The sequence below is a fragment of the Mesorhizobium sp. B2-4-17 genome (assembly GCF_006441275.1).
GTDB lineage: Bacteria > Pseudomonadota > Alphaproteobacteria > Rhizobiales > Rhizobiaceae > Mesorhizobium.
In genome coordinates, this window is record NZ_VFUX01000010.1 from 39915 (window position 1) to 63899 (window position 23985).

Genomic DNA, 23985 nt, shown 5'->3' on the forward strand with positions numbered 1-23985 from the left:
CCTTGTGGGGGAGATGTCCGGCAGGACAGAGGGGGGCGCCGTAGAGCACCACCTTTGAACCGTTCGCATCCAAGACCACAATTCGCCATCGAACAGGATTTCCAATTTCCATATTGTAAAACGATCGTGCCGCGCTAGCCTGAAATCATGAGCGGGGCGCGCAAATCATCCGGTCGATCCAGTGCCGACGAGGCCGCGATGCGCAAGCGCGGGCGCTCGCTGGCGGCATTGGGCTATATCCAGCCGCAGACCTATGAGGAACTGCGCGCGGTGCTGTCGTCAGGCACCGTGCATTTCCCAAAGCGGCTGCGCCAGGCGGCGATTTTCCTGTGGCAGCATCCGAGCGACGTCGCGCTCGGCACCATCGCGCAGGTGGCGGCACAGGCCGGCGTGCAGCCCTCGACGCTGGTGCGCTTCGCGCAGATCTTCGGCTATTCCGGATTTTCCGATTTCCAGGGCCTGTTCAAGGAGCATGTGAAGGGCTCGTGGCCGGAAGGGCGTGGCGAACAGCGCAGCGAGGCCGAGCCCAATGCTCGGCTGCATTTCCTGCACGGCATGGTCGGCGCCTCGCAAGCTTCGCTTGGCCGCATCGAGGCCGGCTTGGACGTCGGGAGTTTCGAGAAGATGGTGATGCTGCTGGCCGCCGCCGACCTGATCTATGTCATCGGCTCCAAGCGCGCCTTTCCCGTCACCGCCTATCTGTCGCTGACGCTCTCGCAACAGGGCGTGCGCAACGTGCTGGTCGACAATATCGGCTCGACCGCGCTTGACCAGGTCGGCTGCATCGGCAGCCGGGACGCCGTGCTGGCGGTCTCCTTCAGCCCCTACAATTCGATCACGCCCGACCTCGTCGCCGTGGCGCATGAGCGCAAGGCCCGCATCGTCACCATCACCGACAGCACGTTCAGCCCGCTGACCCGGCTGTCGGACAGCTGGCTGGAGGTGGTGGAATCCGACTTCGCCGGCTTCCGCTCGCTGGCCGCCTCGCTGGCGGTCGGCATGGCGCTGGTCCATGGCGTGGTGGCGCGGCGCGGCAAGTAAGCTGCTTCTGGATTGTAGCCCTTGTGGCGGAGGTCGCTAATTGCCAAAGTCAGCGCCGCCCCTCATCGCCCTGCCGGGCACTTCTCCCCGTATAGTGACGGGGAGAAGGGGCAGGCCGCAGCGCAGGCCACCTTCTTGCGACGCTGGGGATTGGCGAACCGGCGGTGAGAGCGCCCCTCTCCCCGCTCTGCGGGGAGAGGATGCCGGCAGGCAGGTGAGGGGCAGCGCCAGCTAACAGCGATTGACTACCGGGAACCATCCTTCCATATTTCAAAAAATAGAAACTTTGTTCCGGGAGGAGGAATGGAGATCCGGCTCGACGGCAAGGTGATTTTGGTCACCGGGTCGACGCAGGGCATCGGCCGCGCCATCGCCGAGACGCTGGCGCGCTCCGGCGCGGCGGGCCTTCTGGTCACCGGCCGCGACAAGATGCGTGGCGACGCCGTGGCGGCGGAGCTTTCGCAATTGGGCACGCCGACCGTCTTCGTCGCCGCCGACCTTGCGGATCCGCAAGCCCCTGCCCTCCTGGCGCAATCCTGCATAGAGCGGTTCGGCCGCATCGACGGTCTCGTCAACGCCGCCGGCCTCACCGACCGTGCCTCCTTCCTCGATGCCAGCCTCGACGACTGGGCCTCGTTGTTCGCCGTCAATGCCCGCGCGCCCTTCTTCCTGATGCAGGCGGTCATCGCCGACATGAAGAAGCGCGGACAGGGCGGCGCTATTCTCAACATCCTGTCGATCAACGCGCATTGCGGCGCGCCCGAACTCGCCGTCTATTCCGCCACCAAGGGCGCGCTGGCGACGCTGACCAAGAATGCCGCCAACGCCCACCGTTTCGACCGCATCCGCGTCAACGGCATCAATGTCGGCTGGACCGACACGCCCGCCGAACGCGTCATGCAGGCCGAGACGCTCGGCCACGGTCCGGGCTGGCTCGACGCCGCCAATGCCGCGCAGCCATTCGGCAGGCTGCTGACGCCACACGATATCGCAAATCTTGCCGTCTTCCTGCTTTCCGACGCCGCCGGCCCGATGACCGGCGCCGTGATCGATCAGGAACAGTCGGTGATCGGGGCAAACCGGTGAACACTTCGCCTGAAACGCTCGGGCCTGAGTTGCTGGAGAGGCTTCCCGCCACCGTCCAGAGGCCGGCCTACGACCGCGCCGCGCTCCAACCCGGCATGGCGCATCTGGGCGTCGGTGCCTTCCACCGCTGCCACCAGGCCGAATACACCGACGACCTGCTTGCGCTTCAGTTCGACCGCTGGGGGATAGTCGGCATCAACATCCGACCGCCTCATCTCGCCGGGACGCTGGGCCGCCAGAGCGGGCTCTACACCAGGCTGATCCGCGAGAACGACCATGTCGAGGCGCGTGTCATCGGCAGCATCGTGGAGGTGGTGGACAGCCAGGACGACGCGGCACCCGCGCTCGACGTGCTCTCCTCGCCCGACATCGACCTGGTGACGATGACGGTGACCGAGAAAGGCTATTGCCATGTCCCGTCGACTGGTGAACTCGACCTCGGCCATCCCGACATCGCCCACGACCTTGCCAACCCGGAGACACCGCGCAGCGTGCCTGGCATCCTCACGCGGGCGCTCGAACTGCGCCGCGCCGCGCATGGGCGGAAGCTGACGCTGCTCTCCTGCGACAACATACCGACCAACGGCGTCATCCTGGAGACCGTGGTGCGGATCTTTGCCGAACGGCGCGGCAATGGTCTCGCCGAGTGGATCGCGGCCAACGCCGCCTTCCCCTCCGCCATGGTCGATCGGATCGCGCCGGCGGTGACGCAGGACGATCTCGACAGCGTCGAGCAATGGTTCGGCTATCATGACGGCGCCGTCGCCGTCGGCGAGCCGTTCCGGCAGTGGGTGATCGAGAAAAAGTTCGCTGGTCGCATGCCGCGCTGGGATCTGGTCGGCGCGACCTTCGTCGACGATGTCACGCCGTTCGAGCATCTCAAGATGCGGGTGCTGAACGGTGCGCAGACGACGCTCGCCACGCTCGGCGTGCTGGCCGGGCTCGAACACACGTCAGATGCCATCGCCGACCCGCTGCTGTCGGTCTTCGTGCGCCGCATGCTGGTCGAGGAGACACTGCCGACGCTGATGCCGGTGCCCGCCATGGAGCCGTTGGCCTATGTCGAGCAGAGCCTGGGCCGGCTGAAGAACACCGCGATCCGCCACCGCAACCACCAGATCGCCACCGATGGTTCGCAAAAGATCGTCCAGCGCCTGCTCAATCCGATCCGAGACCGGCTAAGCCGGGGCGCCAGCGTCAGACTGCTCTCGGTGCCGGTCGCCGGCTGGATGGCCTATCTGATCCAGGCCTCGGAATGCTTCGGCAAGCTCTGGCCGGTGTCGGATCCCTATGCCGGCAAGGTCGCCGCGATCGCCGACGCCACCGGCCGCGATGCGCCGGCGCTGGCTTCGGCCATCCTGGCCATCGACACGATTTTCGACCCCGGCCTTTCCGCGAACGCTGCATTTCGCGAGGCCGTGATTTCGGCGCTGGGCGAGCTGCTTTCCGGCGATCCAATGGCAGCCGTCCGGCACAGTCTTGAACAAGATGAGGTCGCGAGGTTGAAGCGATCCAAACAATCGGCATTATAGGCATCGGTCGTGAGCCACGGCCAGGGGAGGCATGATGAAACTTGGACTGCTCACCGCACCCTTCGCGGAGATGCCGCTTGGCGATGTCGCCGGCTGGGCCAGCTCGGTCGGCTTCGAGGCGCTGGAAATCGCCTGCTGGCCGAAATCCTCCGGCGCCAGCCGCCGCTATGCCGGCACCAGCCATATCGACGCCGCCTCGACCTCGCCCGCACAGGCCAGGGAGATCGTCGCCTCGCTGGCGGACAAGAACATTTCCGTTTCCGGCCTCGGCTATTATCCCAACCCGCTGCATCCCGATGCCGCGCACCGCGAGGCGGTTATTGCCCATCTGAAGAAGGTGATCGTGCTGGCCGCCAATATGGGCGTGCCGGTGGTCAACACTTTCTGCGGCGGCGATGCCTCCAAGCCCGTCGATGTCAACTGGCAGGACGCGCTGAAAATCTGGCCCGAGATCGTTGCCTTCGCGCGCGGACATGGCGTCAAGCTCGCTTTCGAGAACTGCCCGATGATCTTCAGTTACGACGAATGGCCGGGCGGTCACAACATCGCCTATTCGCCGCAGGTCTGGCGCCGGATCCTGGAGACCTGGGGCGGCGATATCGGCATGAATTTCGACCCCTCGCATCTGGTCTGGCAGATGATCGACCAGGCCCGCTTCATCAGGGAGTTCGGCCCCTACATGCTGCATGTCCACGCCAAGGACCTGATGATTGATCATGATGGTTTGTACGAGCGCGGAATCCTATCGGCTGGCATAGGCTGGCAGGTGCCGCGCATGCCGGGGCTGGGCGATGTCGACTGGAGCGGCTTCTTCTCCGGACTCTATCGTGCCGGTTATGACGGATCCATCATCATCGAACACGAGGACAGGCGATTTGAAGGCAGCGACGATCAAGTGAAGCGTGGCTTCCTGCTTGCCCGCGACGTGCTGCGCCCCTTCGTCAAATGAATTAAAGCGCGCTGCGTGACTCAGTTTGTCAGCGGCGTGCTTTAACGAGTTGAACTGGAACTGAAAAACAATGTGGAGGAGTACTGAAATGAAGAAAACCCTGACCATGGTCCCGCTGCTTGCGGGTGCTGCCCTGCTGGCTTCGGTGGGCGTCTCGTCCGCCGCCGGCAAATACACGATCGGCATCTCCAACACCGTGCAGGGCAATGGCTGGCGCGAGGAGATGGTCTGCGCCATGAAAGCGCAGGCGCTGGCCTCCGGCGAAGTGGCAAAACTCAACATCGCCCACCGCAACACCGATGCCGCCGGCCAGTTGGAAGACATCCGCAACCTGATCAGCGCCAAGGTCGACGCCATCGTCGTCAACCCCGCCGATCCGGCCGGCATCAAGGCGGGGCTTGAGGAAGCCACCAAGGCCGGCATCGTCGTCGTCGCCGTCGACCAGGCGGTCACCGAACCATCGGCCTACATCATCTCCAACAACCAGGAACAATATGCCTATCTCGGCGCCAAGTGGCTGTTCCAGCAGATGGGCGGCAAGGGCGAAGTGTTCTACATGCGCGGCGCGGCCGGCGCTTCCGCCGACAGCGATCGCGACAAAGGCTTCAAGAAGGCGCTGGCCGAATTCCCCAATGTGAAGGTCGCTCAGGAAGTCTTCACTGGCTGGCAGCAGGACCAGGCCAAGCAGCAGATGCTGTCGTTCTTGGCCACCGGCACGCCGTTCAACGGCGTGTGGACCTCGGGCATCGACAACGTCATCGTCGACGCCCTGGTGGAATCGCAGGCGCCGCTGGTGCCGATCGTCGGTGCCGACAATGCCGGCTTCGTCGGCCAGTTGAGCTCGGTCAAGGGCCTCGTCGGTGCGGCGGTGACCAATCCCGGCTCGATTGGCGGTGCCGGCGTCACACTGGCGCTGCAGATCCTCGACGGCAAGAAGCCGGCGGAGCACACCGTGCTGGTGCAGCCGCAGCTGTGGGAAAACGCCACGGAAGAAGGCAAGGCCAAGCTGAAGGCCGCCGCCGACCCCTCGCTCAGCCCCGAATGGCCGGTCTCGATCATGATCCCGGACTGGACGACCTACACCAAGGACCAGATCGTCGCCTGCAAGGGCCCGGGCGAGTAGTTGGGCTGCTTTGAATTGCATAGCGAGAATGGCGGTTGCCATTCTCGCTATGCAGGGTTTGATAGGTTAGCGCTCCACGCCGCCCCCCTCTGTCCTACCGGACATCTCCCCCACAGGTGGGGAGATTAGCTGCGACTTCGCTTTCGCCACTTTTCAACGGTGCAAGGCGAGAGCCGGCGCCGGAACTGTCAATCTCCCCCCAAGTGGGGGAGATGTCCGGCAGGACAGAGGGGGGCGCCGTGGAGCACCGGCGTTAGCTTCTGGAACGAGACCCGAACGATTTGATTACCAATCCCCTCCTCGACGCCTCCGGCGTCGCCAAGAATTACGGCGCGGTCGCCGCGCTGCGCAATGCGTCGCTGTCCGTGCTACCGGGCGAGGTGCATGCGCTGATGGGCGCCAACGGCGCCGGCAAGTCGACGCTGGTGAAGATCCTGACCGGAGCGATTTCAGCCAATGCCGGGCACATCCTGATCCGTGGCGAGGCCCGCGACATACGCTCGCCCGCCGCCGCGCGCCGCGCCGGCCTGCTGCCTGTCTACCAGGAGCCGTCGCTGATCCCCGATCTCGACGTGCTGTCCAATCTGCGGCTCACCGGCACGCCTATCGAGCCGTTCCGCGCCTGGGTGCGCGAACTCGGCATTGCCGATCTCGACCTCCGCGACACCGCGCGCGACATTCCGCTGGCCATTCTGCGCGTGCTCGACCTCGCCCGTGCGCTCGCCGTCGAGCCCGATGTGCTGCTGCTCGACGAGATGACGGCGGCACTGCCCGCCAACCTCGCCGAAAAAGTGCTGGAAGTGGTGCGCCGCCAGGGCGATAGCGGCCGCGCCGTGATCTTCATTTCGCACCGCTTCGTCGAAATCTCGGCGCTGTGCGACCGCGCCACCGTGCTGCGCGACGGGGCAACCGTCGGCGTCGTCGACATCGAGCCGGGCGTGGAAGAAAAGATCGTCGAGCTGATGCTCGGCACCCGCATCGTCAAGACCCACGTCGCCGCCCGCACCGCCGCCCAGAAGGCAGCGCCCGCCCCTGCCCGCCCCCGGCTTGCCGTACGCAATCTGCGCGTCGGCACCAAGCTCAGCGACGTCTCCTTCGATCTCGCCGATGGCGAGGTGGCCGGCGTCGTGGCACTGGAAGGCCAGGGCCAGGACGAATTGTTCGCAGCCCTTGCCGGCTCGATCAAGCCATCTGGCGGCACGATCGAGGTCGACGGCCAGCCGGCGAAGTTTTCTCACCCCATCGACGCCATCCGTGCCGGCATCGCCTATGTGCCGGGCGATCGTTCCGAGGCGCTCGCCATGCAGCGTTCGGTGCGCGAGAACATCGCCCTTCCCTTCAGTGCGGCTCTTCGCAACTGGGGGCCTATTCGTATGCGCAGGGAGCGCGCCACGGTACTCAGCGCCATCCAGCGGCTGCAGATCGACACCCGTGCGCAAGGCGAGGTGCAGCGCCTGTCCGGCGGCAACCAGCAGAAGGTGACGATCGCCCGCTGGATCGCCGCCGATGCCCGCACCATCCTGTGCTTCGACCCGACGCGCGGCATCGACGTCGGCACCAAGCAGGAGATCTATAAATTGCTGCGCGAGCTCGCCGGCCACGGCAAGTCGGTGCTGTTCTATACGTCCGAACTGGAAGAGGTGCAGCGCGTCTGCGACCGCGTCATCGTCATCTTCGGCGGTCGCCTCGTCGACATCTTCCCGGTCGAGGAGGCCGACGAGCCGGCGCTGATGCGCGCCGCCTACGGCCTGCCGCGCGGCGCCAAGGCCGATATCGGCATTCTGGCTGATCCCTCGGCGAATCCATCGGATTCGACGTCGGCCAATGTCTCCGATACGCCGGAGGCCGCGCCATGAGCCATTTCCTGCGCCGTCAGGGCTGGGTGATTGGCCTGTTGGCCCTGCTGATCGTTCTGTTCATTGTCACCAAGCTGATCCAGCCGGGCTATGGCAGCGGCGATTTCGGCTCGCTGGCGCGCGCCGTTTTGCCCTACGCTTTCGCCGTCGCCGCGCAGACCGTGGTCGTCATCGCCGGCGGTATCGATCTGTCGGTCGCCGCCATGATGGCACTGACCAGCGTCACCGCCGCCTCGATGATGGCGGGCGCATCGGAAGAATACGCGCTGTTCGTCGTGCCCTTCGTGCTCGCCATGGGCTTCGTGCTCGGCGCGCTCAATGGCCTGCTCATCGTCGTCACCCGCGTGCCCGACATCGTCGTCACCCTCGCCATGCTCTTCGTGCTGCAGGGTGCCGCCCTCCTGGTGCTCGAAGCGCCCGGCGGCGCGGCCGCCGAGTGGCTGAAGGCGCTGATCTCGGGCACCGTGCCGATACCGGGCCTGTCCGACGCCATCGACGCCTGGGTCCCGAAGGCGCTGCTGGTGCTGATCGTCTGCCTCGCGATCATCTGGATACCGCTTCGGCGCTCGCGCCTTGGCCTGTCCATCTACGCCATCGGCTCCAGCGAACTGGCGGCGTTCCGCAGCGGCGTACCGGTCAAGCGCACTCGCATCGTCGCCTATGCGCTGTCGGGCCTGTTCGCCGCCTTCGGCGGACTGGCGCTGACCATGAGCACCGGCATCGGCGCCCCCATCCCCGGCCCTTATCTCCTGGCCAGCGTCGCCGCCGTCGTACTGGGCGGCGTGGCACTCGGCGGCGGCAAGGGCGGCCTGCTCGGCCCCATCGTCGCCGTCTTCGTGCTTCGCCTGGTGCGCACAGACCTGACGCTGCTCGCCATCGACCCCAACGTCACCGCCATCATCGAAGGCCTGATCATGGTCGCCGTGGTGATGTTCGGGGCGTTCATCACGATGCGGGGGCGGCAATGATGAAGGGTGTGATGCTGGCGGAGCGGGATGTCGGCGATCCTTCGCGCCCCCCTCTGTCCTGCCGGACATCTCCCCCGCCAGGGGGGAGATTGGCAGCTTCGGCGCTCCGCTCAATCTTGCAATGTGGACAATTGACGAAAGCCGCGATGACAGCTGATCTCCCCCCAAGTGGGGGAGATGTCCGGCAGGACAGAGGGGGGCGCCGTAGAGCGCCTTCCTCCAAGAATACCATCGGCCCAACCCCATCGCGAGGCCCCGCCGCATGAGCACCACCGCGATCACGCCCCAGCCCGTTCCCTTTGGCCGCCGGATAAAGCGCTTCATGGCCGACCGGCCGCTGGTCATCCTGCTCGTCATCCTGGTGGTGATCCTGCAGATCCTGCGCCCCGGCATCGTCAACGAGCGCTGGATCGCCAACACCATCAAATTCGCCATTCCGCTGGCGATCCTCGCCGGCTGCCAGACCATGACCATGCTGACCGGCGGCATCGACCTGTCGGTGGGCACCGTGGCGACGATGAGCGCCTTCATCATGGCGACGCAAATCGTCAACCAGGACCCTGCCGTGGCGTTCCTGCTGGCGATGATGCCGGCGGTGCTGATCGGCCTGGTCAACGGCATCGGCGTCGGCGTCTTCCGCGTCCACCCGCTGATCATGACGCTGGGCACCAGCCTGATCGGCACCGGCTGCCTGCAGGTCTACCAGCGCACGGTGATCGCGTCGGGCGCCAGGATACCGGATTTCCTCAACTGGCTGGGCACCGGCGTCACCTGGGGTTTCCCAAACGCCCTGCTGCTATACGTGCCGCTGGCCGCCCTCATCGTCTTCACGCTGGCGCGCACCGGCTTCGGCCGTCTGCTCTACGCCGTCGGCGACAATGAGCGCGCCACGCGCCTCTCCGGCGTGCAATACTGGCAGGTGATCACCGCGCTCTACATCACCTCGAGCGTGCTCGCCGGCATAACCGGCCTGCTCTATATCGGCCTGATCAAGGCCCCGTCCCTGTCGCTCGCCGAACCGCTGGTTCTGCCCTCGGTCGCCGCCGCGGTGATCGGCGGCACCTCCATCTTCGGCGGCCGCGGCGGCTACACCGGCACCATCATCGGCGCACTCATCCTGACCGTTTTGACGACGCTGCTGACGATCTTGCAGATGCCGGAAGGTGCGAGACGGATCCTGTTCGGGCTGATCGTGCTGTTCGTGACGGCGGCGTATCTGCGGATTGTGGAGGAGCGATAGAGAACAAACGGCTGATTCGAGCCGGAAGCCGACACCTGCCGCCCGATGGCTGCAATTCGCGAGGGGCGGTGCAGGCCCGGATCACGCGTTTGTTTGACGCCTTGGCCTTAAATGCCTTGCTCTTGGGCTTGGAAATGTCGCGTTATCCCGTTCTTAGGACACCAAGGAACAGATCCATGCGCAACATCTTGCTCGCAGCTGCTTTCATCGCCGCCTCCGCCACGCTTTCGAGCACCGCCTGTGCCCATGCCCATCTGGAAGCTGCCCAGCCGCCGATAAACGGCACGGTGAAAGATGCTCCTACCGAACTTGATCTCAAATTCAGCGAGGAGCTCAACCTGAAGTTCACCGGCGTAAACGTCACCGGACCGGACAAGAAGCAAGTCGAGACCGACGGCGACATGCTGATGGACGGCGACAAGACGTTCATGGTCGATCTTCCCGCCGGGCTCGCCGCCGGCACCTACAAGGTCGAGTGGCATGCGCTGTCGCGGGACGGCCACAAGACGCATGGCGACTACAAGTTCACCGTGAAGCCGTGATCGATCAAAGGGGCCCACGATCATGCCCCCTCTTTTCGCTTTCGTGATGACGGACCGCCCAATGTTGCCTCCCCCGGCCGCCCGATGATGCCGGACACTTTCCTCATGGCCTGCCGCTTCGTTCACGATGCGGCGCTGATGATGCTCTGGGGCGGCTTCGGCTACCTTGCGGCGCTTGTGCCTCGGCGCCTGGCCGGGCCGATCGCCGACCGGCTGGCTGGTTCCCGCCTCGTTGCGGTCGGGCTTGCGCTGGCCACCACGCTTCTCGCCCTGCCGATCCAGACCGCCATGATCGGCGACGGCTGGACCGATGCGGTGAACGGGCGGGTACTGACCGATGTGCTGATGACGACCAGCGTCGGAACGGCATGGCTGGCGCAGCTCGCGGCTGTCGTCATCCTTGTCTTTTCGCAATTGTCTCCTGCCCGCTTCAAGACGGCGGCGACCGCCGGCGCGGCAGCGCTCTGTCTGGCGGCGCTCGCCTTCAGCGGACATGCGGTCATGCAGGACGGCTGGCAAGGCGTTGTTCATCCGCTCAACGACGTCCTGCACGTGCTTGCCGCCGGCGCATGGATAGGCGCGCTGCCGCCGCTGCTCATTGTGCTCGCGCAATTCGGCCAGCCGCCCTTCAAGGCCGACGCGACGGTGGCGCTGCGCCGCTTCTCGACCGCCGGCCACTGGGCTGTCGCGCTTGCGATCCTGTCCGGTATCGGCAATAGCCTGTTCATCGTCGGCTGGCCACTCGGCATCTCCCCTACCTACCGGGCGCTGCTGACGGCAAAGATCGTCGTCGTCTTCCTCATGACGGCGGCAGCGATCCTCAACCGCTATTGGTTCGTGCCGCGCCTCGGCCGACATCGCGCCTCCGCCCTCGCCGCAATCCGGACAGGCACGCTGGCCGAGATAGGCCTCGGCCTTGCCGCGATCTTGCTCGTCTCGATCTTCGGCTTGCTCGATCCGATTGGCGGGAACTGATCGAGTCGCCTCACCATGGCGAGAAGCTCAGAGCACCCATTGCAAGACCAGGCCCAGGACACAGAGCGACATGACCAGCGTGGATAACCATCCAAGCGTGCGTAGCCAGCCTTGCACGGGGAATTCTCCCATGATCTCCCGGCGATGCGTCATCTGCATCATGACCGCCATCACCGGCACCGCACAGACGCCATTGATCACGGCACTCCAGTAAAGCGCCTTGATGGGGTCGATCGGTGTAAACATGATCCCCATCCCCAAGGCCCCGGCGCTCGCCAGGGTGGCGTAGAAGGCGACAGCTTCCTTGGGCCGGCGCTCAAGACCGACTGGCCAGCGAAAAGCTTCACCCACCGCATAGGCGGCTGAGCCGGCGAGGACAGGCACCGCGAGCAGCCCGGTGCCGATGATTCCAGCGGCAAAGATTATGAACGCGAAACGGCCGGCCACCGGCTCCAAGGCCTTTGCGGCGTCTGTCGAAGAACCGATATCCGTCACCCCGGCCTTATGCAGGGTCGCGGCGCTGGTGATGACAATGGCGATCGCGATCAGATTCGAGAAGGCCATTCCCATCAGCGTGTCGGCACGGATGCGTGAAAATGCCGGCGAGGCCTGCCAAGGCGCCCAACGGAGTGGCTTGGCCTTGGGATCGAGTTGCTGTTCCTCGACTTCTTCCGAGGCTTGCCAGAAGAACAGATAAGGCGAAATGGTCGTGCCCAGGATTGCAAGCAGCGTCGTGAAAAAGGTCTCGTTCCAGCTTATGCGGGGAATCAGAATGCCGCTTGCCGCCTCACCCCATGGTACATGCGCGAGGAAAAGGGCACCGACATAAGCGAACAGGCTGAGTGTCGTCCATTTGAGGACGGTGACGTATTTCGAATAGTTCAGGAACACGATCGCCGAGATGCAAATCGCACCGAAAAGGACGACATAAAGCGAGCTCGGGCCACCAACCAGGAGCTTTAGAGCGTCGCCCATGGCGCTGAGATCAGCCCCGATGTTGACGACGTTGGCGACAAACACCAGCGTAACGACAAACCACGATAGCGAAACCGGGTAGTGCCGGCAGAGATTGCCGGATATGCCCCGCCCCGTGGTTCGGCCTAACCGCGCCGCTATCTCCTGGATCGCCGCCATGAGAGGGAAAGTGAAGAGAAGCGTCCAGCTGATAGAGAACCCGAGTTGCGCTCCAGCCTGGCTGTAGGTGCCGATGCCTGAGGGATCGTCGTCGGAGGCGCCGGTGATGAAACCCGGGCCGATGGTCCGCAGGAGGCGCTGAAATGGTCCTTTTGCCAAGACGTTGCTTTGGTCCTTGGCGACTTTGGCGCTGAGATCGGTCATGATTGCCCTCGCGCCCCTCAACGACGGCCGACCACATTGGTTTCATAAGTGCTAATAAAAAGCGTGGCTTACCAAGGTGCGAGCCATCGGCACTGAGACTGCGCTCGTGCTGGTTTATGGCTTGGGCCACTTACCAAGCCCAGGCGCCGGTCGACCAAGTTCCGTGCTGGCTGAATTGGTCTGACCGGCGCGTCGTTCTTTTGGCCACTACAGCGCTTCCAGCGCTGACTTATCAAAGGCAGGCTGATCCGCGGATCGAGCCTAGACCGGTTTGGCGTACTGTTCGGCGCTCAGCACTTCGATGCACTGGAACGGTGCCTTGCCTTCCACCCAGGCGTCGTGGCCGGGCGGGATAGTGTAGGACATGCCTTCACTGAAGGTCTTTTGCGTCCCGTCCTTCATTTTGATGGTGATTGTCCCGGACACGACATAGCCGACATGTGAGACCTGGCAGCTGTCGGTCTTGACCACCGGCTTCACGCATTCGGACCATCGCCAGCCTGGCTCCATGTTCATCCGCGCGAGCGTGTAGCCTGGCAGCCGCACCACCTCGACGCGCGTCTTGGCGGGCGAGCGCACCTCGTCCGGTTTGTCATGCGATTTGGCTTCCAGTTTCGTGACGTTCATTGCAGCTTCGGCCATGGCATCCTCCCATCTTTTGAAGCGGAGCCCGACACCGCGATCGCCGGGGACCGCTTTCGCATCCATACACCATTTCATCAGCGTTCGCTAATGCAACAGGCCTGGTCCGGCCTCGTTGGAGACAACTGGCGGCCGCGCCACCCTCACCAGAAGCCGATGAGCGACCTCAGGACCGCCGCCGTGCCAGCGCCGTTCCGCCAGCTCTTGCGGAAGCCGGCTCGCAGACGGGCAACATTGCCGTCGGGCAGCCTGCGCGATCCGCCGGATGCTGAACGCGTCATAGTCCCCTCACAGCGCCAGGCTGCCCTGCTCCGCCTCCTCGGCATTGGGATCGCCGGGCGCCGTGGCCCAGGCGAGTTCCACCAGCGTCACGGTGCGCTTGCCCGTGCCGTCGACCTGGCAGACGATCAGGCCCTGCTCCTCGATATAGGTCAGGAGACGCCGGGCCCGGCGCAGCGAATGCGAGCCATAGGCGCGGGCGATCGCGGCGTCGCTCGGGCACGGCCAGCCCTCTTTCGCCGCACGCGCGATCATCATGAACACGCCCTGCATGTCGTCGGGGAGCAGGGAGGCGCAGACCGAAACGTCGCGCCACGCATCGTCCTCGGTGGTCTCGGACCCCAGCCCGGCACGGGCGCGCGTCAGCATGCGGCGGAACGCGGGCAGATCGGGCACCACCGAAGCCAGCCCCTCGATGCGGCAGCGCACGACGAATTCCTGGTAGAGCACGCCGATGACGCGGAACCCGGCATCGGGCTCCGCCAGCACGGCGCGCAGCACGCGGTCGACCCGCTCGCGCCGTTCGGCCAGATCCTCGGCGCTGATCGGCGGTTCCACCGGCTCGGGCCGGATTTCCAGCGCCGCCGATTTCGCCGCCATCAGTTGGTCGAGCAGATCAGGCGACGCCGTCCGGCGCGGCGCGCGCACCGTCTCGGGCGGCGGTGCCGCCAGGATGATCGCGCGCGCGTCCTCGAGCGCTGCCCCCGGCAGCGGCATCAGCCGCGGCGTGCCGTTGCGCGGGCTCGTATCGGTCGGGCCGATGCGCAGGCCGAGCGGCCGCCGCGACAGCGCCGGCCCCAGCGCCATGAACTGCCCGCGCTCCAGGTCGCGAAACGCTTCCGCCTGGCGCCGCTCCATGCCCAGGAGATCGGCCGCGCGCGCCATGTCGATGTCGAGGAAGGTGCGGCCCATGAGGAAATTGGACGCCTCGGCCGCGACGTTCTTGGCGAGCTTGGCCAGCCGCTGTGTGGCGATGATGCCGGCCAGCCCGCGCTTGCGGCCACGGCACATCAGATTGGTCATGGCGCCGAGCGAAAGCTTGCGCGCCTCGTCGGACACCTCACCGGCCACCGCCGGCGCGAACAGCTGCGCCTCGTCCACCACCACCAGCATCGGATACCAGTGGTCGCGCGCCACCTCGAACAGTCCGCCGAGGAAAGCGGCGGCCCGCCGCATCTGGTTCTCGGCATCGAGCCCTTCGAGATTGAGCACCGTGGAGACACGATGGATGCGCGCCCGCTCGCCGGCCGCCTGCAGGCCGCGCTCGGTATGCTCCTCGGCATCGATCACCAGATGGCCATAACGTTCGCCCAGCGACACGAAGTCGCCTTCGGGATCGACGATGGTCTGCTGGACCCAGGGCGCGCTCTGCTCCAGCAGCCGGCGCAAGAGATGCGACTTGCCGGAGCCCGAATTGCCCTGCACCAGAAGACGGGTCGCCAGCAGCTCCTCGAGATCAAGGTTCGCCGGTGCGCCCGCCGTGGTGTGGCCCATCTCGATCGCAACGGTCATGTCTCGACTCAGGCTCTCCCTTCGCAGACGGGCTTATCAACCCCATCGCGGCGCGTCGAGCCGCACCGGGCAGAGGCTTCGCGTTGCGCACAGCCGTGAGGAGCGGTGAATTGCCCTGGGGAGGCCAGCAGGCCAGGCGGAACTGGCGGGCAGCCGACCGATCACCATCGAGCCTGTGGATAGTAACCACCTGTTCACCATGGGCCGGCGTTCCGATTGAAGCCGTCAGGCATCCGCGTAGCCTGACCCTGCATCGCGACCCCAATGTGATGCACCCCAACGCCCCAAATGGCGGCCGGCGTTTTCAAGTTCTCTCCACAAGTATGCGCCGGTCGCCACCTTTCATCCTTGCCATACCCCGACGCCGCGCCGACGGCGCACAAAACCCGTTGTCTGGGGCAAAGCCGGGGTTGACCGGCCCGGACCGCAAGGCGACACTTCATGTGAAGGGCAGTTCCGGCAATGCCCACCGCCAGCCCGGACTGCGCAAGGCAAGTGCGAGGAGGAAATGCGATGGACGAGCCCGAACGGTGGCGCCACATGTCGACGGCGCCGAAGGACGGCAGCCGGATTCTGGTCACGGTCCGTCCCTCCGAACAGGGACCGGCGGAAGTCGACCTCGCCTACTGGTCGCGCGCCGACCAGTTTGCCGAAGAGGGCTGGCGCGCCTCTGATTCTTCCCCGGGCCGCGTCATCGAATATGCCGAGCCGGAGCTGAAATGCTGGATGCCCCTGCCCTCGGCCAACCTCGCCCGCGCCTCCATGCCTGCCCCCTGGGAAGGCGATGACGCCGGGCAGTTGGACGGCTCGGGGATTTAAGGGCCATCGGCGGAGCTGCTGATCTTCCCCCAAGTGGGGGAGATGTCCGGCAGGACAGAGGGGGCGCCGTAGAGCGCTGCCCCAATAACCGACCGGACAGCCATGCCGCATACGCCCATGCCTCCACAGAACCGCGCAAACGCCAAATCGATGCGCAAGGTCATGACCGATGCAGAGTTGAGGCTTTGGAACGAGCTTCGCGCGCATCGTTTGATGGGCCTGGGCTTTCGCAGGCAATTCCCGATCGCCGGCTATATCGTCGACTTTGCCTGTCCGGAGAAGAAACTGATTGTGGAAGTCGATGGTTCACAGCACGGCGATGCGGATCTTGCTGCGGCTGACGCGTTTAGGACGAAACGCCTGGAAGAAGACGACTGGACTGTGCTGCGGTTCTGGAATGAAGATGTGATCCGCGACATCGACAATGTTTGCCAGCACATTGTTGTTACAGCGGGATTGGCTGAACCGACCGAATAGGCTGGCGATCCTTCGCGCCCCCCTCTGTCCTGCCGGACATCTCCCCCACTTGGGGGGAGATTGGCAGCTTCGCCCTCTCAGAACAAAAACGCCGCGGTCGCCGGGTTCGGCCCCGTCCGGCCGTCAGCGGCATCCATCCCCGCGATCGCCTTCAAATCCTGGGCGTCCAGTTCGAAATCGAAGACGTCGAAATTGGCCGCGATGCGGTCCTGGTGGATCGATTTCGGGATGACGATCAGCCCTTGCTGCAGGTGCCAGCGGATCATCACCTGCGCCGTCGACTTGCCGTGCTTTTTGGCAATGGCCGACAGGGTGGCGTCGCCGATCAGCCGGCCGCTGCCGAGCGGGCTCCAGCTTTCGGTATGAATACCATGGCTTTCGTGGAACTCGCGCAGCGCGCGCTGCTGGAAACGCGGATGCAGCTCGATCTGATTGACGACGGGCGTCACGCCGGTTTCGCCGATGATCCGCTCCAGATGATCCTTGTTGAAGTTGGACACTCCGATCGACTTGATGCGGCCGGCCTGCCGCAGCTCGATGAGGGTCTTCCAGGCCTCGACATATTTGTCCTGGCTGGGCACCGGCCAGTGGATGAGAAAGAGGTCGAGCTGCTCGATGCCGAGCTTCGTCATCGTATCGTCGAAGGCGCGAAGTGCCGCGTCGCGCTGATGCGCGCCGTTGCGCAGCTTCGAGGTGATGAACAGTTCGCTTCTCGGCACGGCGGCACCACGGATCGCCTCGCCGACGCCTTCCTCGTTCTGGTAACCCTCGGCCGTGTCGATCAGCCGGTAGCCGGCCTTGATTGCCCAGCCCACCACCTGCGCGGTGATGTCATGATCGACCTGCCACACGCCAAGGCCAAGTTGAGGAATGGTCGCGCCGTCGTTCAACGTGATTTGTTCGGGCATGATGGGGAGTCCTTTGCGTAGGAATGTCCGGGCGATCGCCCGACGCAGCCTATCTAGGCACGACCCGGGACGACGGCCAGTCGCCGGCGGCAAATTCGCGAGAGATATAACTATGCCAATTGTGGATAGTGGCGCGAAGCACCCCCTCTGTCCTGCCTGACAGACGGGAGTGTGAAGGAACGCGACGCTGGTTCGTAGTCCGCCCTTTTGTCTCTGCACCCTCACCGCGGCCGGCGCACCGCGCGCACCACGCCGGCGGGGCCGCTGCCGCAGAAGAAGCAGTCGCCGCCATCGGATTCCAGCCCCGACACGTTCTTGCCGGCCGGCATATCGAGCCTTTCGAGCACCTTTCCGGTCTCCGGATCGATGCGCCTGATATCGCTCTGGTCGCCTTCCCAGGTGGCGTGCCACAGTTCGCCGTCCACCCAGGTCACCCCGGTGACGAAGCGGTTGGACTCGATCGTGCGCAGGATTTTTCCGCTCTCGGGATCGATCTGGTGGATCTTGCGCTCCCGGTACTGCCCGACCCAGAGCGTGCCCTCGGCCCAGGTCAGCCCGGAGTCGCGGCCGCCGCCGGGGGCCGGGATGGTGGAGAGCACTCCGCCAGTATCGGGATCGATCTTCTGGATACGGTCGCCGGCGAGCTGGAAGAAATGCCGGCCGTCATAGGCGGTGCCTGCATGGGCGGCGACGTCGATCGAACGCAGCACCTGCCCGCTTTCCGGATCGAACGCGTTCAGCCTGTCGCCTGAGGCGAACCAGACATTCCTGCCGTCGAAGCTCACGCCCGCGACCTGGTCCACCCCTGAAAAAGGCCCGTATTCGCGCAGGATTTCGGCCGCTGAATGTTTCATGTCCTGGTCCTCAACCGTGGTCATTTTCCGTGTCCGTTTCTTTGGAAGATGATCCGTTCCCAAAACGGATTCCACTTTCAGGACCATGTTCTAGCCGTTCGGCAGCGGTGCCGGGAGTAACAAGGTGGTCGTGAATCCCGCCACTGGCGGCGTCATCCAGCGGCGCGCACGGCCATGGCCGAAGGACTGCACCTTGCCGGCCTCGGCGAGCGGCTCCAGCGCCCGCTGCACGCTGCGCTGGCCGGTTCCGAGCGCCAGCGCCAGGGCCGAGCTCGACCAGGCCTCGCCATCGGCAAGCAGGGCAAGCACGGCCGCGTGCCGTTCCTCGATCGGCCGCGCCAGCACCATCACGGCGCGCGCCTGAAGCGGCGCCAGCGTGAAGCCGCGCCTGGTGGCGCTGATATCCGCCAGCACGCCAAGCTCGGCGCGCAGCCGGCCGATCTCGACGCGTAGGCGGGCGCGGTGCGATTCATCGGCATGCTTGCCGCCGAAGGCCCGCGCCACGAGCTCCTCGCGCGACACATCCCCGGGCCATGATTCCGCGAGCGCACGCGCCAGCGCGAACAGCACCGGCCGGCTCGCCAGCGAAACCGTGGTCTCGCCGCTGCACACCGCATAGCGGAAGGCATCGACGATCAGCGCTGGTGATCCCTGCAATGCCTCGACCTCTTCGAGCAGCAGCGGCCGCTCCGTGCCCTGCGCGATCAGCCTTGCCGCGGGTGTCTCCAAGGCAAGGGATGCGCTGTCGACCTCCGCCATGAGGCCGCCAATGCCGGCTTGCAGGGCGGCATTACGGGCCCATTCCAGCGCCGCGCGCGCCGGCCGGGTCCGCAGGCGCCGCATGGCGATACCGGCGACCGCAAGCTCATGCGCGGCCCGGGCGGCGGGCGGAAGCGGCGTCGGGTCGAGCCCCGCCAGCACATGCTCGGCCTCGTCGAGACGGCCGATCAGCAGCAGGCGCCGCACCTTGAGGTGGCCGGCATGCGCTGCGTTCAGCCGGTCGCCATGCTTTTCCAGCGTCGCGCGCGCCGCGTCGAGCGCCTTCGCCGGCCAGCCGAGGTCGCGCGAGACCAGGGCGATCTCGGCCTCGGCGACGACGCATCTGGCGCGCGCGACAGCCTCTTTCGGGCCGAAGGCGCGCGTGGCGCGCCGCAACAGCTGCTTGGCGCGCTCGAAGTCGCCGAGCTGCGCCATGGCGATGCCGCGCAACGCCAGAGCCGGCGCGTCCTCGCGCAAGGCGACCCGGTCAAGCGCGCCAAGCGGATCGCCTCCCGCCAGTGCCAGCGCCGCCGCCGTGATCAGCGAGTCCATTCAAATCCCGTCAAACTTGTAACTCCCACCCCCGCAAAGCACCGCCCTAACTTAAGTCACCGCAGCCAAGCAGCAAGCCGCATCGGCAGCGCGGCGCAACAACGGAGAACACTCAATGTCCACCGACGCAACCAACGGCAGCACCGGGCGTGCCCAGCGCCACCCCTGCTGTGCCGGCCCCGAGGATGCGGATGCCATTGCTTTTGCACCGCCCGCCCCGCGCGGCTCCATTCTGGCTCAGGACGTCCAGGCAACGACAGTCCGCAACGACGCCATGACTGACAAAGGAGAAGACCAATGACCAAGCACACGACGATGAAGACCCCGCCGGTCGTTTCACGGCAGGAATGGGACGCCGCGCACGAAAAGATGCTGGTGAAGGAAAAGGCGACGCTGCGCGCCAAGGACGCGCTCGCCGCCGAACGCCGCCGCATGCCATGGATGGAAGTGGACAAGGCCTATGTGTTCGAAGGCCCCAATGGAAAGGCGAGCCTGCTCGACCTGTTCGAAGGCCGCCGCCAGCTGATCGTCTACCGCGCCTTCTTCGAGCCCGGCGTCTATGGCTGGCCCGACCATGCCTGCCGCGGCTGCTCGCTCGGCGCCGACCAGGTCGGCCACCTCGCCCATCTCAACGCCCGCGACACCACGCTTGCCTACGCTTCGCGCGCACCGCAGGCCGACATCGGGCGGCTGAAGACGCGGATGGGCTGGGACATGCCCTGGTACACGATCACCGACAGCTTCGACAAGGATTTCGGCGTCGACGAATGGCACCGCCACAACGTGTTCATCCATGACGGCGAGCGCATCTTCCGCACCTATTTCATCAACAACCGCGGCGACGAGGCGATGGGCACGGTCTGGAGCTATCTCGACGCAACGCCGCTCGGCCGCCAGGAGGTCTGGGAAGACTCGCCCGAAGGCTACCCCCAGACCCCGCTTTACAGCTGGTGGAACTGGCACGACAATTACGAGGCCGGAGCCGACAAGAAATGGGCCGAAGTGGCCGCCGCCGGCGAAGCCGCCTTCCGCGACAAGGGCGACAAGTAGAGGGGTATGCAGCTTGGTTTCCTCTCCCCTTCGGCAGGTCGAGGAAACCATATTCCGACTGCTCGCAACCGCCAAGGGAAAGACCATGAGCGATACCCATTCCGGCATCGGCAGCGCGACTCCCGAAGAAAATGCCGCGCCCCTCGGCATCGCCGACTGGCTGTGCCTCGCCGCGGCGCCCACTTTCGCGCTGATGGCCTTGCTCTCCTGCCTTCAAGGGGGTGACGGCGCCATGCTGTGCATGGGCGCTTCGCCGCTGACCGGCCCAATCCTGACCGGCCCGACCCTGACCGGCCCGACCCTGACCGGAATGCCGGCGATGTATCTGCTGATGAGCGCTTTCCATCTGGCGCCGTGGCTGAGGGTGATCTCCGGCCGGCAGGTCCGATAGAGCCCTTCGCGCCGTGGCATCGTCGATCACCGATGGCGAATTGACGGTGCAGCGGCGGGATGAAAGCCGCGATCGGCCAGATACCTGTCGAGAGTATCCACGAACCCGTCGATGTCGGCCTTTGTCGTGCGATGGTTGACGATGGCGCAGCGCACCACCAGCTCGCCGTTGAGGCTCGTCCACGAAGGCGCGGCCAGGCCGGATTCCTGAAGATCCAGCACCAGGTTGCGGATGAATTCAGAACCCGCCCCGTGAATGCCGAAACAGACGATGTTGAGCGCCACGGGCGCTTTCAGCTGGACTGCAGGGTGGCGTTCCAGGGTTTCGGCGAGATGGCGGGCGAGCCTGCATGTGTGTGCTATCGAGCCGCCGATGCGATCGGTTCCAAGCGCTTCGATCGTCATCCACGTTTTCAAGGCGTGGAACCCGCGCGACAGGTCCGGACCGAGATCACAGGGCCAGGTTTCGCCGGCGGCGAGTCCGCGGTCACCACGCTGCAGATAGGCGGCCGGCTGCGCGAACGTGCGCTTCTGGGCATCGCCGTCGCGCACCAGCAGGAAGCCGGCATCGTAGGGAACCTGGCCCCATTTGTGGAAATCGAGCGCCACCGATGCCGAATTCTCGATGCCCCTGAACAGGTCGCGCAGCGAATCGGACAGCACGGCGAGTGCACCGATCGCTCCGTCGACATGAAACCAGAGTTTCTCCCTGGACGCGATTTCAGCAATTTCGGCCAGCGGATCGATCGCCCCGGTGTTTACCGTTCCCGCCGTGCCCACGACCAGGAACGGCAGGAAGCCTTCCGCCCGATCTTCCCCGATAGTGTCGCACAGCGCGCCAGGCAGCATCCTCCCGGCATCGTCGACCGCGATTGTCCTCAGATTTGCCGATCCGATGCCGGACAGCTGCATTGCCTGCGCGATGCAGGAATGGGCTTCGGCCGATGTATAGGCGACCAGCTGGCGGTTGCAGTCGCGCAGCCCGGTCTCGCGGACCGACTGGCCGAGCGCCTCGGTCTTGGCGATCGTCGCCGCGACGAAGTTTGCCATTGACGAGCCGGTGAGGAACAGGCCGTTTGCCCCAGCGGGGTAGCCGAGCGCCTCGCTCATCCAGCGCACGATCTGCTGTTCGACGACCAGACCGGCATGGTCGCGGCCGCCGCAATTCATGTTGAGGCCGCTGGCAACGATTTCCGCCACCATGCCGATCGGCGTGCCCGCGCCATGGACCCATCCCATGAACGCCGGATGCAGGTTGCCGGTGGCGAACGGCACGATGTGCGTGCGCACGTCGTCCAGGACATCGCCCAGTTCGCTGGACTGCTTCGGCAGCGGGCGGACAAACCTGGCGCGCGCCTCATCGTTGGGCCGCTGCCATACCGGTCTCTGCCTGATCGTCTCGACATGGGTGATCATGTCGTCCAGCAAGCCGTGCGCGAGTTCGCGAAACTGATCCCAGTCCGATGGATCAAGGCTGCCGGAGGTGTCGGCCGCTTCTGCTGCCGCCACGCGCTCCTGCTCGATCGCCCGCGGCATCAGGCGCCTCGCCGATGATGAAGGACCGCCGACAATTTGTGGAAGAAGACGTCGAGCCTGGCTTCCATCGAAGCGAAGGCCTGATGCAGCGAGTGGCCGGCCGATATCGCCTGCGCAACGCCGATGACATCGGGAGCCGAGGCGGCGACGCGCAGGACCGTGCGCGAACCGAGCCGCACGGCTTGCCCGACATGGCAGATCGGCCACCCATCGAGACCGCGCATCGACAGCTGGATGCTCTGGCACTCCTCGAACGACGCAAAAGCGCCGGCCCCGTTCATGACGGTCAACGGGACCATAGCGCGGGAGCCGAGGTGGTCGCCTTCATCATCCTGATGCAGCGAGACGCCTTTCACCGCACCGATTCGAGATCGCACCAGGCGGACAAACTGCTCCTTGACGAGGCTTTGCCGCGATTCGTCGATCGCGGCGTAGCGGTCGAGATGGGCGAGCGCCGCGACCCAGCGCAGCCCCAGTCCCAGGTTCAATTCCGACTTGAAGCCGAACCGCATCCGTTGGCGAAGGGCCGTGGGCCAGTCCTGCGCCGCGCTGTATTCCGCAAGGCCTGCTGGAATGTCGGATCTCGCGGCAAGTTCCTCGGCAAAAGCCGCAGGGATAAGGAGAGCGCCTGAGAAAGGCGGGCCAGCGACGAATTTGGATCCGGTCAAGGCCACCAGAAAACCGTCCGCGAGATCCTGCCTCAAGCGCGAGATCGAGCCGCGGAATTGGCAGGCGTCGACGATGACCCGCACCCGGCCCGGGGCAAGGGCCGCGACGTGGCGCGCCGCCTGTCGGGTTACGGCCGGCAGCCCGGTCTTGGACGCATCGAGCACATGGACGAGGACATCGCGATCCCGCCTCAGCTCCATCTCGACGGTGGCAATGATGTCGGCATCGATGTCATGCTGATGGCGAGGCTCGCCCGTCTCGTTGCGGATGGCGATCGTGCGCACCTCGATGCGGTCCGGCGGCAAGCCCTCGAGCGGCGCACCAGCCTCGACGGTACTGCCGAGGGCGGTCAAATCCGAATAGTGGAACCCTGCCGCCGCCCGTGGAACGCCGTTTCCCGTTTCATCGGGCGCGACAAGCACATTGGTCAAGGGGCGCCTGGAGACGCCCGCGACCATGCAGAGAGCGAGAAGCTCCGCATCCGTTCCGGATGCCGCGAGCACCACATGCGCGCCCGCGCAGCCGAGATTGCCGGCGATCCGGTCCCGGATGTCGGCGAACCATTGCTCGGAGGCGACAGGGGAAGGCGACGCGATGTCGATGAGACGCGCGAGCTCGGCACCGGCCGCCTGGAACCCTTCGCGGGAGATGTTGCTTGCCGTCGTCGACGAGAATGAGATCTCGTCGTCCGTCGGGGTGGCGCGCGTGCCATACCGGTTGCGCCGCGTGATCGCGTCCGGCCAGATACGTCTGTCGCCGCCCGTCTGCAGCAGGAATGAAACGGATGCCGGCGAATCCGCGCGGAGGCCAACCGTTTCCAGGTCCGGGCGCATCGGCACCGGCAGGATCCCGCGCTGAATTGCAGGCATGATGGTCTCCGAAGTCAGG

24 protein-coding genes are annotated in these 23985 nt (G+C 65.4%); 15 read left to right on the top strand and 9 right to left on the bottom strand.

Features of this window, described 5'->3' with window-relative positions:
* The first annotated feature begins 147 nt into the window (after positions 1-147).
* From FJ548_RS09955 to copD, 10 genes are all read left to right on the top strand, one after another.
* Positions 148-1041 (top strand): MurR/RpiR family transcriptional regulator, encoded by an 894-nt coding sequence (locus FJ548_RS09955; protein WP_140777760.1) that lies wholly within the window; start codon positions 148-150, stop codon positions 1039-1041.
* A 303-nt stretch (positions 1042-1344) separates the two neighbouring features.
* Complete coding sequence (locus FJ548_RS09965; protein ID WP_140613563.1) at positions 1345-2127, top strand: SDR family oxidoreductase; 783 nt, start codon at positions 1345-1347, stop codon at positions 2125-2127.
* The gene (locus FJ548_RS09970; protein WP_140777761.1) at positions 2124-3659 is read left to right on the top strand and encodes a mannitol dehydrogenase family protein; all 1536 of its coding nucleotides are present in this window, start codon (positions 2124-2126) and stop codon (positions 3657-3659) included. Before FJ548_RS09965 ends, FJ548_RS09970 begins: the two co-directional genes overlap by 4 nt.
* 31 nt (positions 3660-3690) lie before the next feature.
* Positions 3691-4608, top strand: coding sequence for a sugar phosphate isomerase/epimerase (locus FJ548_RS09975; RefSeq protein WP_246678606.1), 918 nt, complete (start codon positions 3691-3693; stop codon positions 4606-4608).
* An 88-nt stretch (positions 4609-4696) separates the two neighbouring features.
* Positions 4697-5731, top strand: a complete 1035-nt coding sequence (locus tag FJ548_RS09980) for an ABC transporter substrate-binding protein (protein ID WP_140777763.1) — start codon at positions 4697-4699, stop codon at positions 5729-5731.
* A gap of 281 nt (positions 5732-6012) precedes the next feature.
* Entirely contained in the window at positions 6013-7587 is a 1575-nt protein-coding gene (locus FJ548_RS09985; protein ID WP_140777764.1) for a sugar ABC transporter ATP-binding protein, read from the top strand.
* Positions 7584-8555 carry an ABC transporter permease gene (locus tag FJ548_RS09990; RefSeq protein ID WP_140777765.1) on the top strand — a complete coding sequence of 324 codons (972 nt, stop codon included), beginning with the start codon at positions 7584-7586 and terminating at the stop codon, positions 8553-8555. The genes FJ548_RS09985 and FJ548_RS09990 overlap by 4 nt, the downstream gene beginning before the upstream one ends.
* 262 nt (positions 8556-8817) lie before the next feature.
* Entirely contained in the window at positions 8818-9795 is a 978-nt protein-coding gene (locus tag FJ548_RS10000) for an ABC transporter permease (protein ID WP_140777766.1), read from the top strand.
* Positions 9796-9971: 176 nt separating this feature from the next.
* Positions 9972-10337, top strand: a complete 366-nt coding sequence (gene copC / locus FJ548_RS10005) for a copper homeostasis periplasmic binding protein CopC (protein ID WP_140611984.1) — start codon at positions 9972-9974, stop codon at positions 10335-10337.
* Between the two features lie 84 nt (positions 10338-10421).
* Positions 10422-11312 (top strand): copper homeostasis membrane protein CopD, encoded by an 891-nt coding sequence (copD, locus tag FJ548_RS10010; protein ID WP_140694532.1) that lies wholly within the window; start codon positions 10422-10424, stop codon positions 11310-11312.
* 27 nt (positions 11313-11339) lie between these two features.
* On the opposite strand, the gene FJ548_RS10015 is transcribed toward copD, so the two are convergent.
* From FJ548_RS10015 to FJ548_RS10025, 4 genes are all read right to left on the bottom strand, one after another.
* A complete protein-coding gene (locus FJ548_RS10015) occupies positions 11340-12650 on the bottom strand; it encodes a divalent metal cation transporter (RefSeq protein WP_140777767.1) in 1311 nt (436 codons plus the stop codon).
* Between the two features lie 261 nt (positions 12651-12911).
* Positions 12912-13292 (bottom strand): cupin domain-containing protein, encoded by a 381-nt coding sequence (locus FJ548_RS10020; protein WP_140611992.1) that lies wholly within the window; start codon positions 13290-13292, stop codon positions 12912-12914.
* 143 nt (positions 13293-13435) lie between these two features.
* Positions 13436-13573, bottom strand: coding sequence for a hypothetical protein (locus FJ548_RS29800; protein ID WP_181168749.1), 138 nt, complete (start codon positions 13571-13573; stop codon positions 13436-13438).
* Positions 13574-13580: 7 nt separating this feature from the next.
* Complete coding sequence (locus tag FJ548_RS10025) at positions 13581-15083, bottom strand: ATP-binding protein (protein WP_140777768.1); 1503 nt, start codon at positions 15081-15083, stop codon at positions 13581-13583.
* 513 nt (positions 15084-15596) lie between these two features.
* Between FJ548_RS10025 and FJ548_RS10030 the strand changes: the two genes are divergently transcribed.
* Together FJ548_RS10030 and FJ548_RS10035 are read left to right on the top strand one after the other, a co-directional pair.
* Positions 15597-15902, top strand: a complete 306-nt coding sequence (locus tag FJ548_RS10030) for a hypothetical protein (protein ID WP_140611998.1) — start codon at positions 15597-15599, stop codon at positions 15900-15902.
* A 102-nt stretch (positions 15903-16004) separates the two neighbouring features.
* Entirely contained in the window at positions 16005-16379 is a 375-nt protein-coding gene (locus tag FJ548_RS10035) for an endonuclease domain-containing protein (RefSeq protein WP_140777769.1), read from the top strand.
* A gap of 77 nt (positions 16380-16456) precedes the next feature.
* On the opposite strand, the gene FJ548_RS10040 is transcribed toward FJ548_RS10035, so the two are convergent.
* From FJ548_RS10040 to FJ548_RS10050, 3 genes are all read right to left on the bottom strand, one after another.
* Positions 16457-17287: an aldo/keto reductase gene (locus FJ548_RS10040; protein ID WP_140777770.1), complete on the bottom strand. Its 831-nt coding sequence runs from the start codon at positions 17285-17287 to the stop codon at positions 16457-16459.
* Between the two features lie 221 nt (positions 17288-17508).
* Positions 17509-18141 carry a PQQ-binding-like beta-propeller repeat protein gene (locus tag FJ548_RS10045; RefSeq protein WP_140777771.1) on the bottom strand — a complete coding sequence of 211 codons (633 nt, stop codon included), beginning with the start codon at positions 18139-18141 and terminating at the stop codon, positions 17509-17511.
* 90 nt (positions 18142-18231) lie between these two features.
* On the bottom strand, positions 18232-19452 hold the full coding sequence (locus tag FJ548_RS10050; RefSeq protein ID WP_140777772.1) for a helix-turn-helix domain-containing protein: 1221 nt from the start codon (positions 19450-19452) through the stop codon (positions 18232-18234).
* A gap of 115 nt (positions 19453-19567) precedes the next feature.
* Here FJ548_RS10050 and FJ548_RS10055 point away from each other — a divergent pair, with 115 nt between their 5' ends.
* From FJ548_RS10055 to FJ548_RS10065, 3 genes are all read left to right on the top strand, one after another.
* Positions 19568-19753 (top strand): hypothetical protein, encoded by a 186-nt coding sequence (locus tag FJ548_RS10055; protein WP_140694546.1) that lies wholly within the window; start codon positions 19568-19570, stop codon positions 19751-19753.
* The gene (locus tag FJ548_RS10060) at positions 19750-20502 is read left to right on the top strand and encodes a thioredoxin family protein (protein ID WP_140777773.1); all 753 of its coding nucleotides are present in this window, start codon (positions 19750-19752) and stop codon (positions 20500-20502) included. The genes FJ548_RS10055 and FJ548_RS10060 overlap by 4 nt, the downstream gene beginning before the upstream one ends.
* Positions 20503-20587: 85 nt before the next feature.
* Positions 20588-20893, top strand: coding sequence for a hypothetical protein (locus FJ548_RS10065; protein ID WP_140777774.1), 306 nt, complete (start codon positions 20588-20590; stop codon positions 20891-20893).
* A gap of 26 nt (positions 20894-20919) precedes the next feature.
* Here the strand turns inward: FJ548_RS10065 and FJ548_RS10070 are convergent, their stop codons facing one another.
* Complete coding sequence (locus FJ548_RS10070; protein WP_140777775.1) at positions 20920-22428, bottom strand: aminotransferase class V-fold PLP-dependent enzyme; 1509 nt, start codon at positions 22426-22428, stop codon at positions 20920-20922.
* Complete coding sequence (locus tag FJ548_RS10075) at positions 22428-23966, bottom strand: hypothetical protein (RefSeq protein WP_140777776.1); 1539 nt, start codon at positions 23964-23966, stop codon at positions 22428-22430. Before FJ548_RS10075 ends, FJ548_RS10070 begins: the two co-directional genes overlap by 1 nt.
* Positions 23967-23985 lie beyond the last annotated feature (19 nt).

Excerpts from the sequence above, each read along its gene's own strand:
- FJ548_RS10055 (WP_140694546.1), top strand. The coding sequence starts at position 19,568 with ATGTCCACCGACGCAACCAACGGCAGCACCGGGCGTGCCCAGCGCCAC.
- FJ548_RS10000 (WP_140777766.1), top strand. The coding sequence starts at position 8,818 with ATGAGCACCACCGCGATCACGCCCCAGCCCGTTCCCTTTGGCCGCCGG.
- FJ548_RS09965 (WP_140613563.1), top strand. The coding sequence starts at position 1,345 with ATGGAGATCCGGCTCGACGGCAAGGTGATTTTGGTCACCGGGTCGACG.
- FJ548_RS10025 (WP_140777768.1), bottom strand. The coding sequence starts at position 15,083 with ATGACCGTTGCGATCGAGATGGGCCACACCACGGCGGGCGCACCGGCG.
- FJ548_RS09990 (WP_140777765.1), top strand. The coding sequence starts at position 7,584 with ATGAGCCATTTCCTGCGCCGTCAGGGCTGGGTGATTGGCCTGTTGGCC.
- FJ548_RS09975 (WP_246678606.1), top strand. The coding sequence starts at position 3,691 with ATGATGAAACTTGGACTGCTCACCGCACCCTTCGCGGAGATGCCGCTT.
- FJ548_RS29800 (WP_181168749.1), bottom strand. The coding sequence starts at position 13,573 with ATGACGCGTTCAGCATCCGGCGGATCGCGCAGGCTGCCCGACGGCAAT.
- FJ548_RS10065 (WP_140777774.1), top strand. The coding sequence starts at position 20,588 with ATGAGCGATACCCATTCCGGCATCGGCAGCGCGACTCCCGAAGAAAAT.
- FJ548_RS10015 (WP_140777767.1), bottom strand. The coding sequence starts at position 12,650 with ATGACCGATCTCAGCGCCAAAGTCGCCAAGGACCAAAGCAACGTCTTG.
- FJ548_RS09980 (WP_140777763.1), top strand. The coding sequence starts at position 4,697 with ATGAAGAAAACCCTGACCATGGTCCCGCTGCTTGCGGGTGCTGCCCTG.
- FJ548_RS09955 (WP_140777760.1), top strand. The coding sequence starts at position 148 with ATGAGCGGGGCGCGCAAATCATCCGGTCGATCCAGTGCCGACGAGGCC.
- FJ548_RS10030 (WP_140611998.1), top strand. The coding sequence starts at position 15,597 with ATGGACGAGCCCGAACGGTGGCGCCACATGTCGACGGCGCCGAAGGAC.
- FJ548_RS10045 (WP_140777771.1), bottom strand. The coding sequence starts at position 18,141 with ATGAAACATTCAGCGGCCGAAATCCTGCGCGAATACGGGCCTTTTTCA.
- FJ548_RS10060 (WP_140777773.1), top strand. The coding sequence starts at position 19,750 with ATGACCAAGCACACGACGATGAAGACCCCGCCGGTCGTTTCACGGCAG.
- FJ548_RS10040 (WP_140777770.1), bottom strand. The coding sequence starts at position 17,287 with ATGCCCGAACAAATCACGTTGAACGACGGCGCGACCATTCCTCAACTT.
- copC (WP_140611984.1), top strand. The coding sequence starts at position 9,972 with ATGCGCAACATCTTGCTCGCAGCTGCTTTCATCGCCGCCTCCGCCACG.
- FJ548_RS10075 (WP_140777776.1), bottom strand. The coding sequence starts at position 23,966 with ATGCCTGCAATTCAGCGCGGGATCCTGCCGGTGCCGATGCGCCCGGAC.
- FJ548_RS10020 (WP_140611992.1), bottom strand. The coding sequence starts at position 13,292 with ATGGCCGAAGCTGCAATGAACGTCACGAAACTGGAAGCCAAATCGCAT.
- FJ548_RS10050 (WP_140777772.1), bottom strand. The coding sequence starts at position 19,452 with ATGGACTCGCTGATCACGGCGGCGGCGCTGGCACTGGCGGGAGGCGAT.
- copD (WP_140694532.1), top strand. The coding sequence starts at position 10,422 with ATGATGCCGGACACTTTCCTCATGGCCTGCCGCTTCGTTCACGATGCG.
- FJ548_RS10035 (WP_140777769.1), top strand. The coding sequence starts at position 16,005 with ATGCCGCATACGCCCATGCCTCCACAGAACCGCGCAAACGCCAAATCG.
- FJ548_RS10070 (WP_140777775.1), bottom strand. The coding sequence starts at position 22,428 with ATGCCGCGGGCGATCGAGCAGGAGCGCGTGGCGGCAGCAGAAGCGGCC.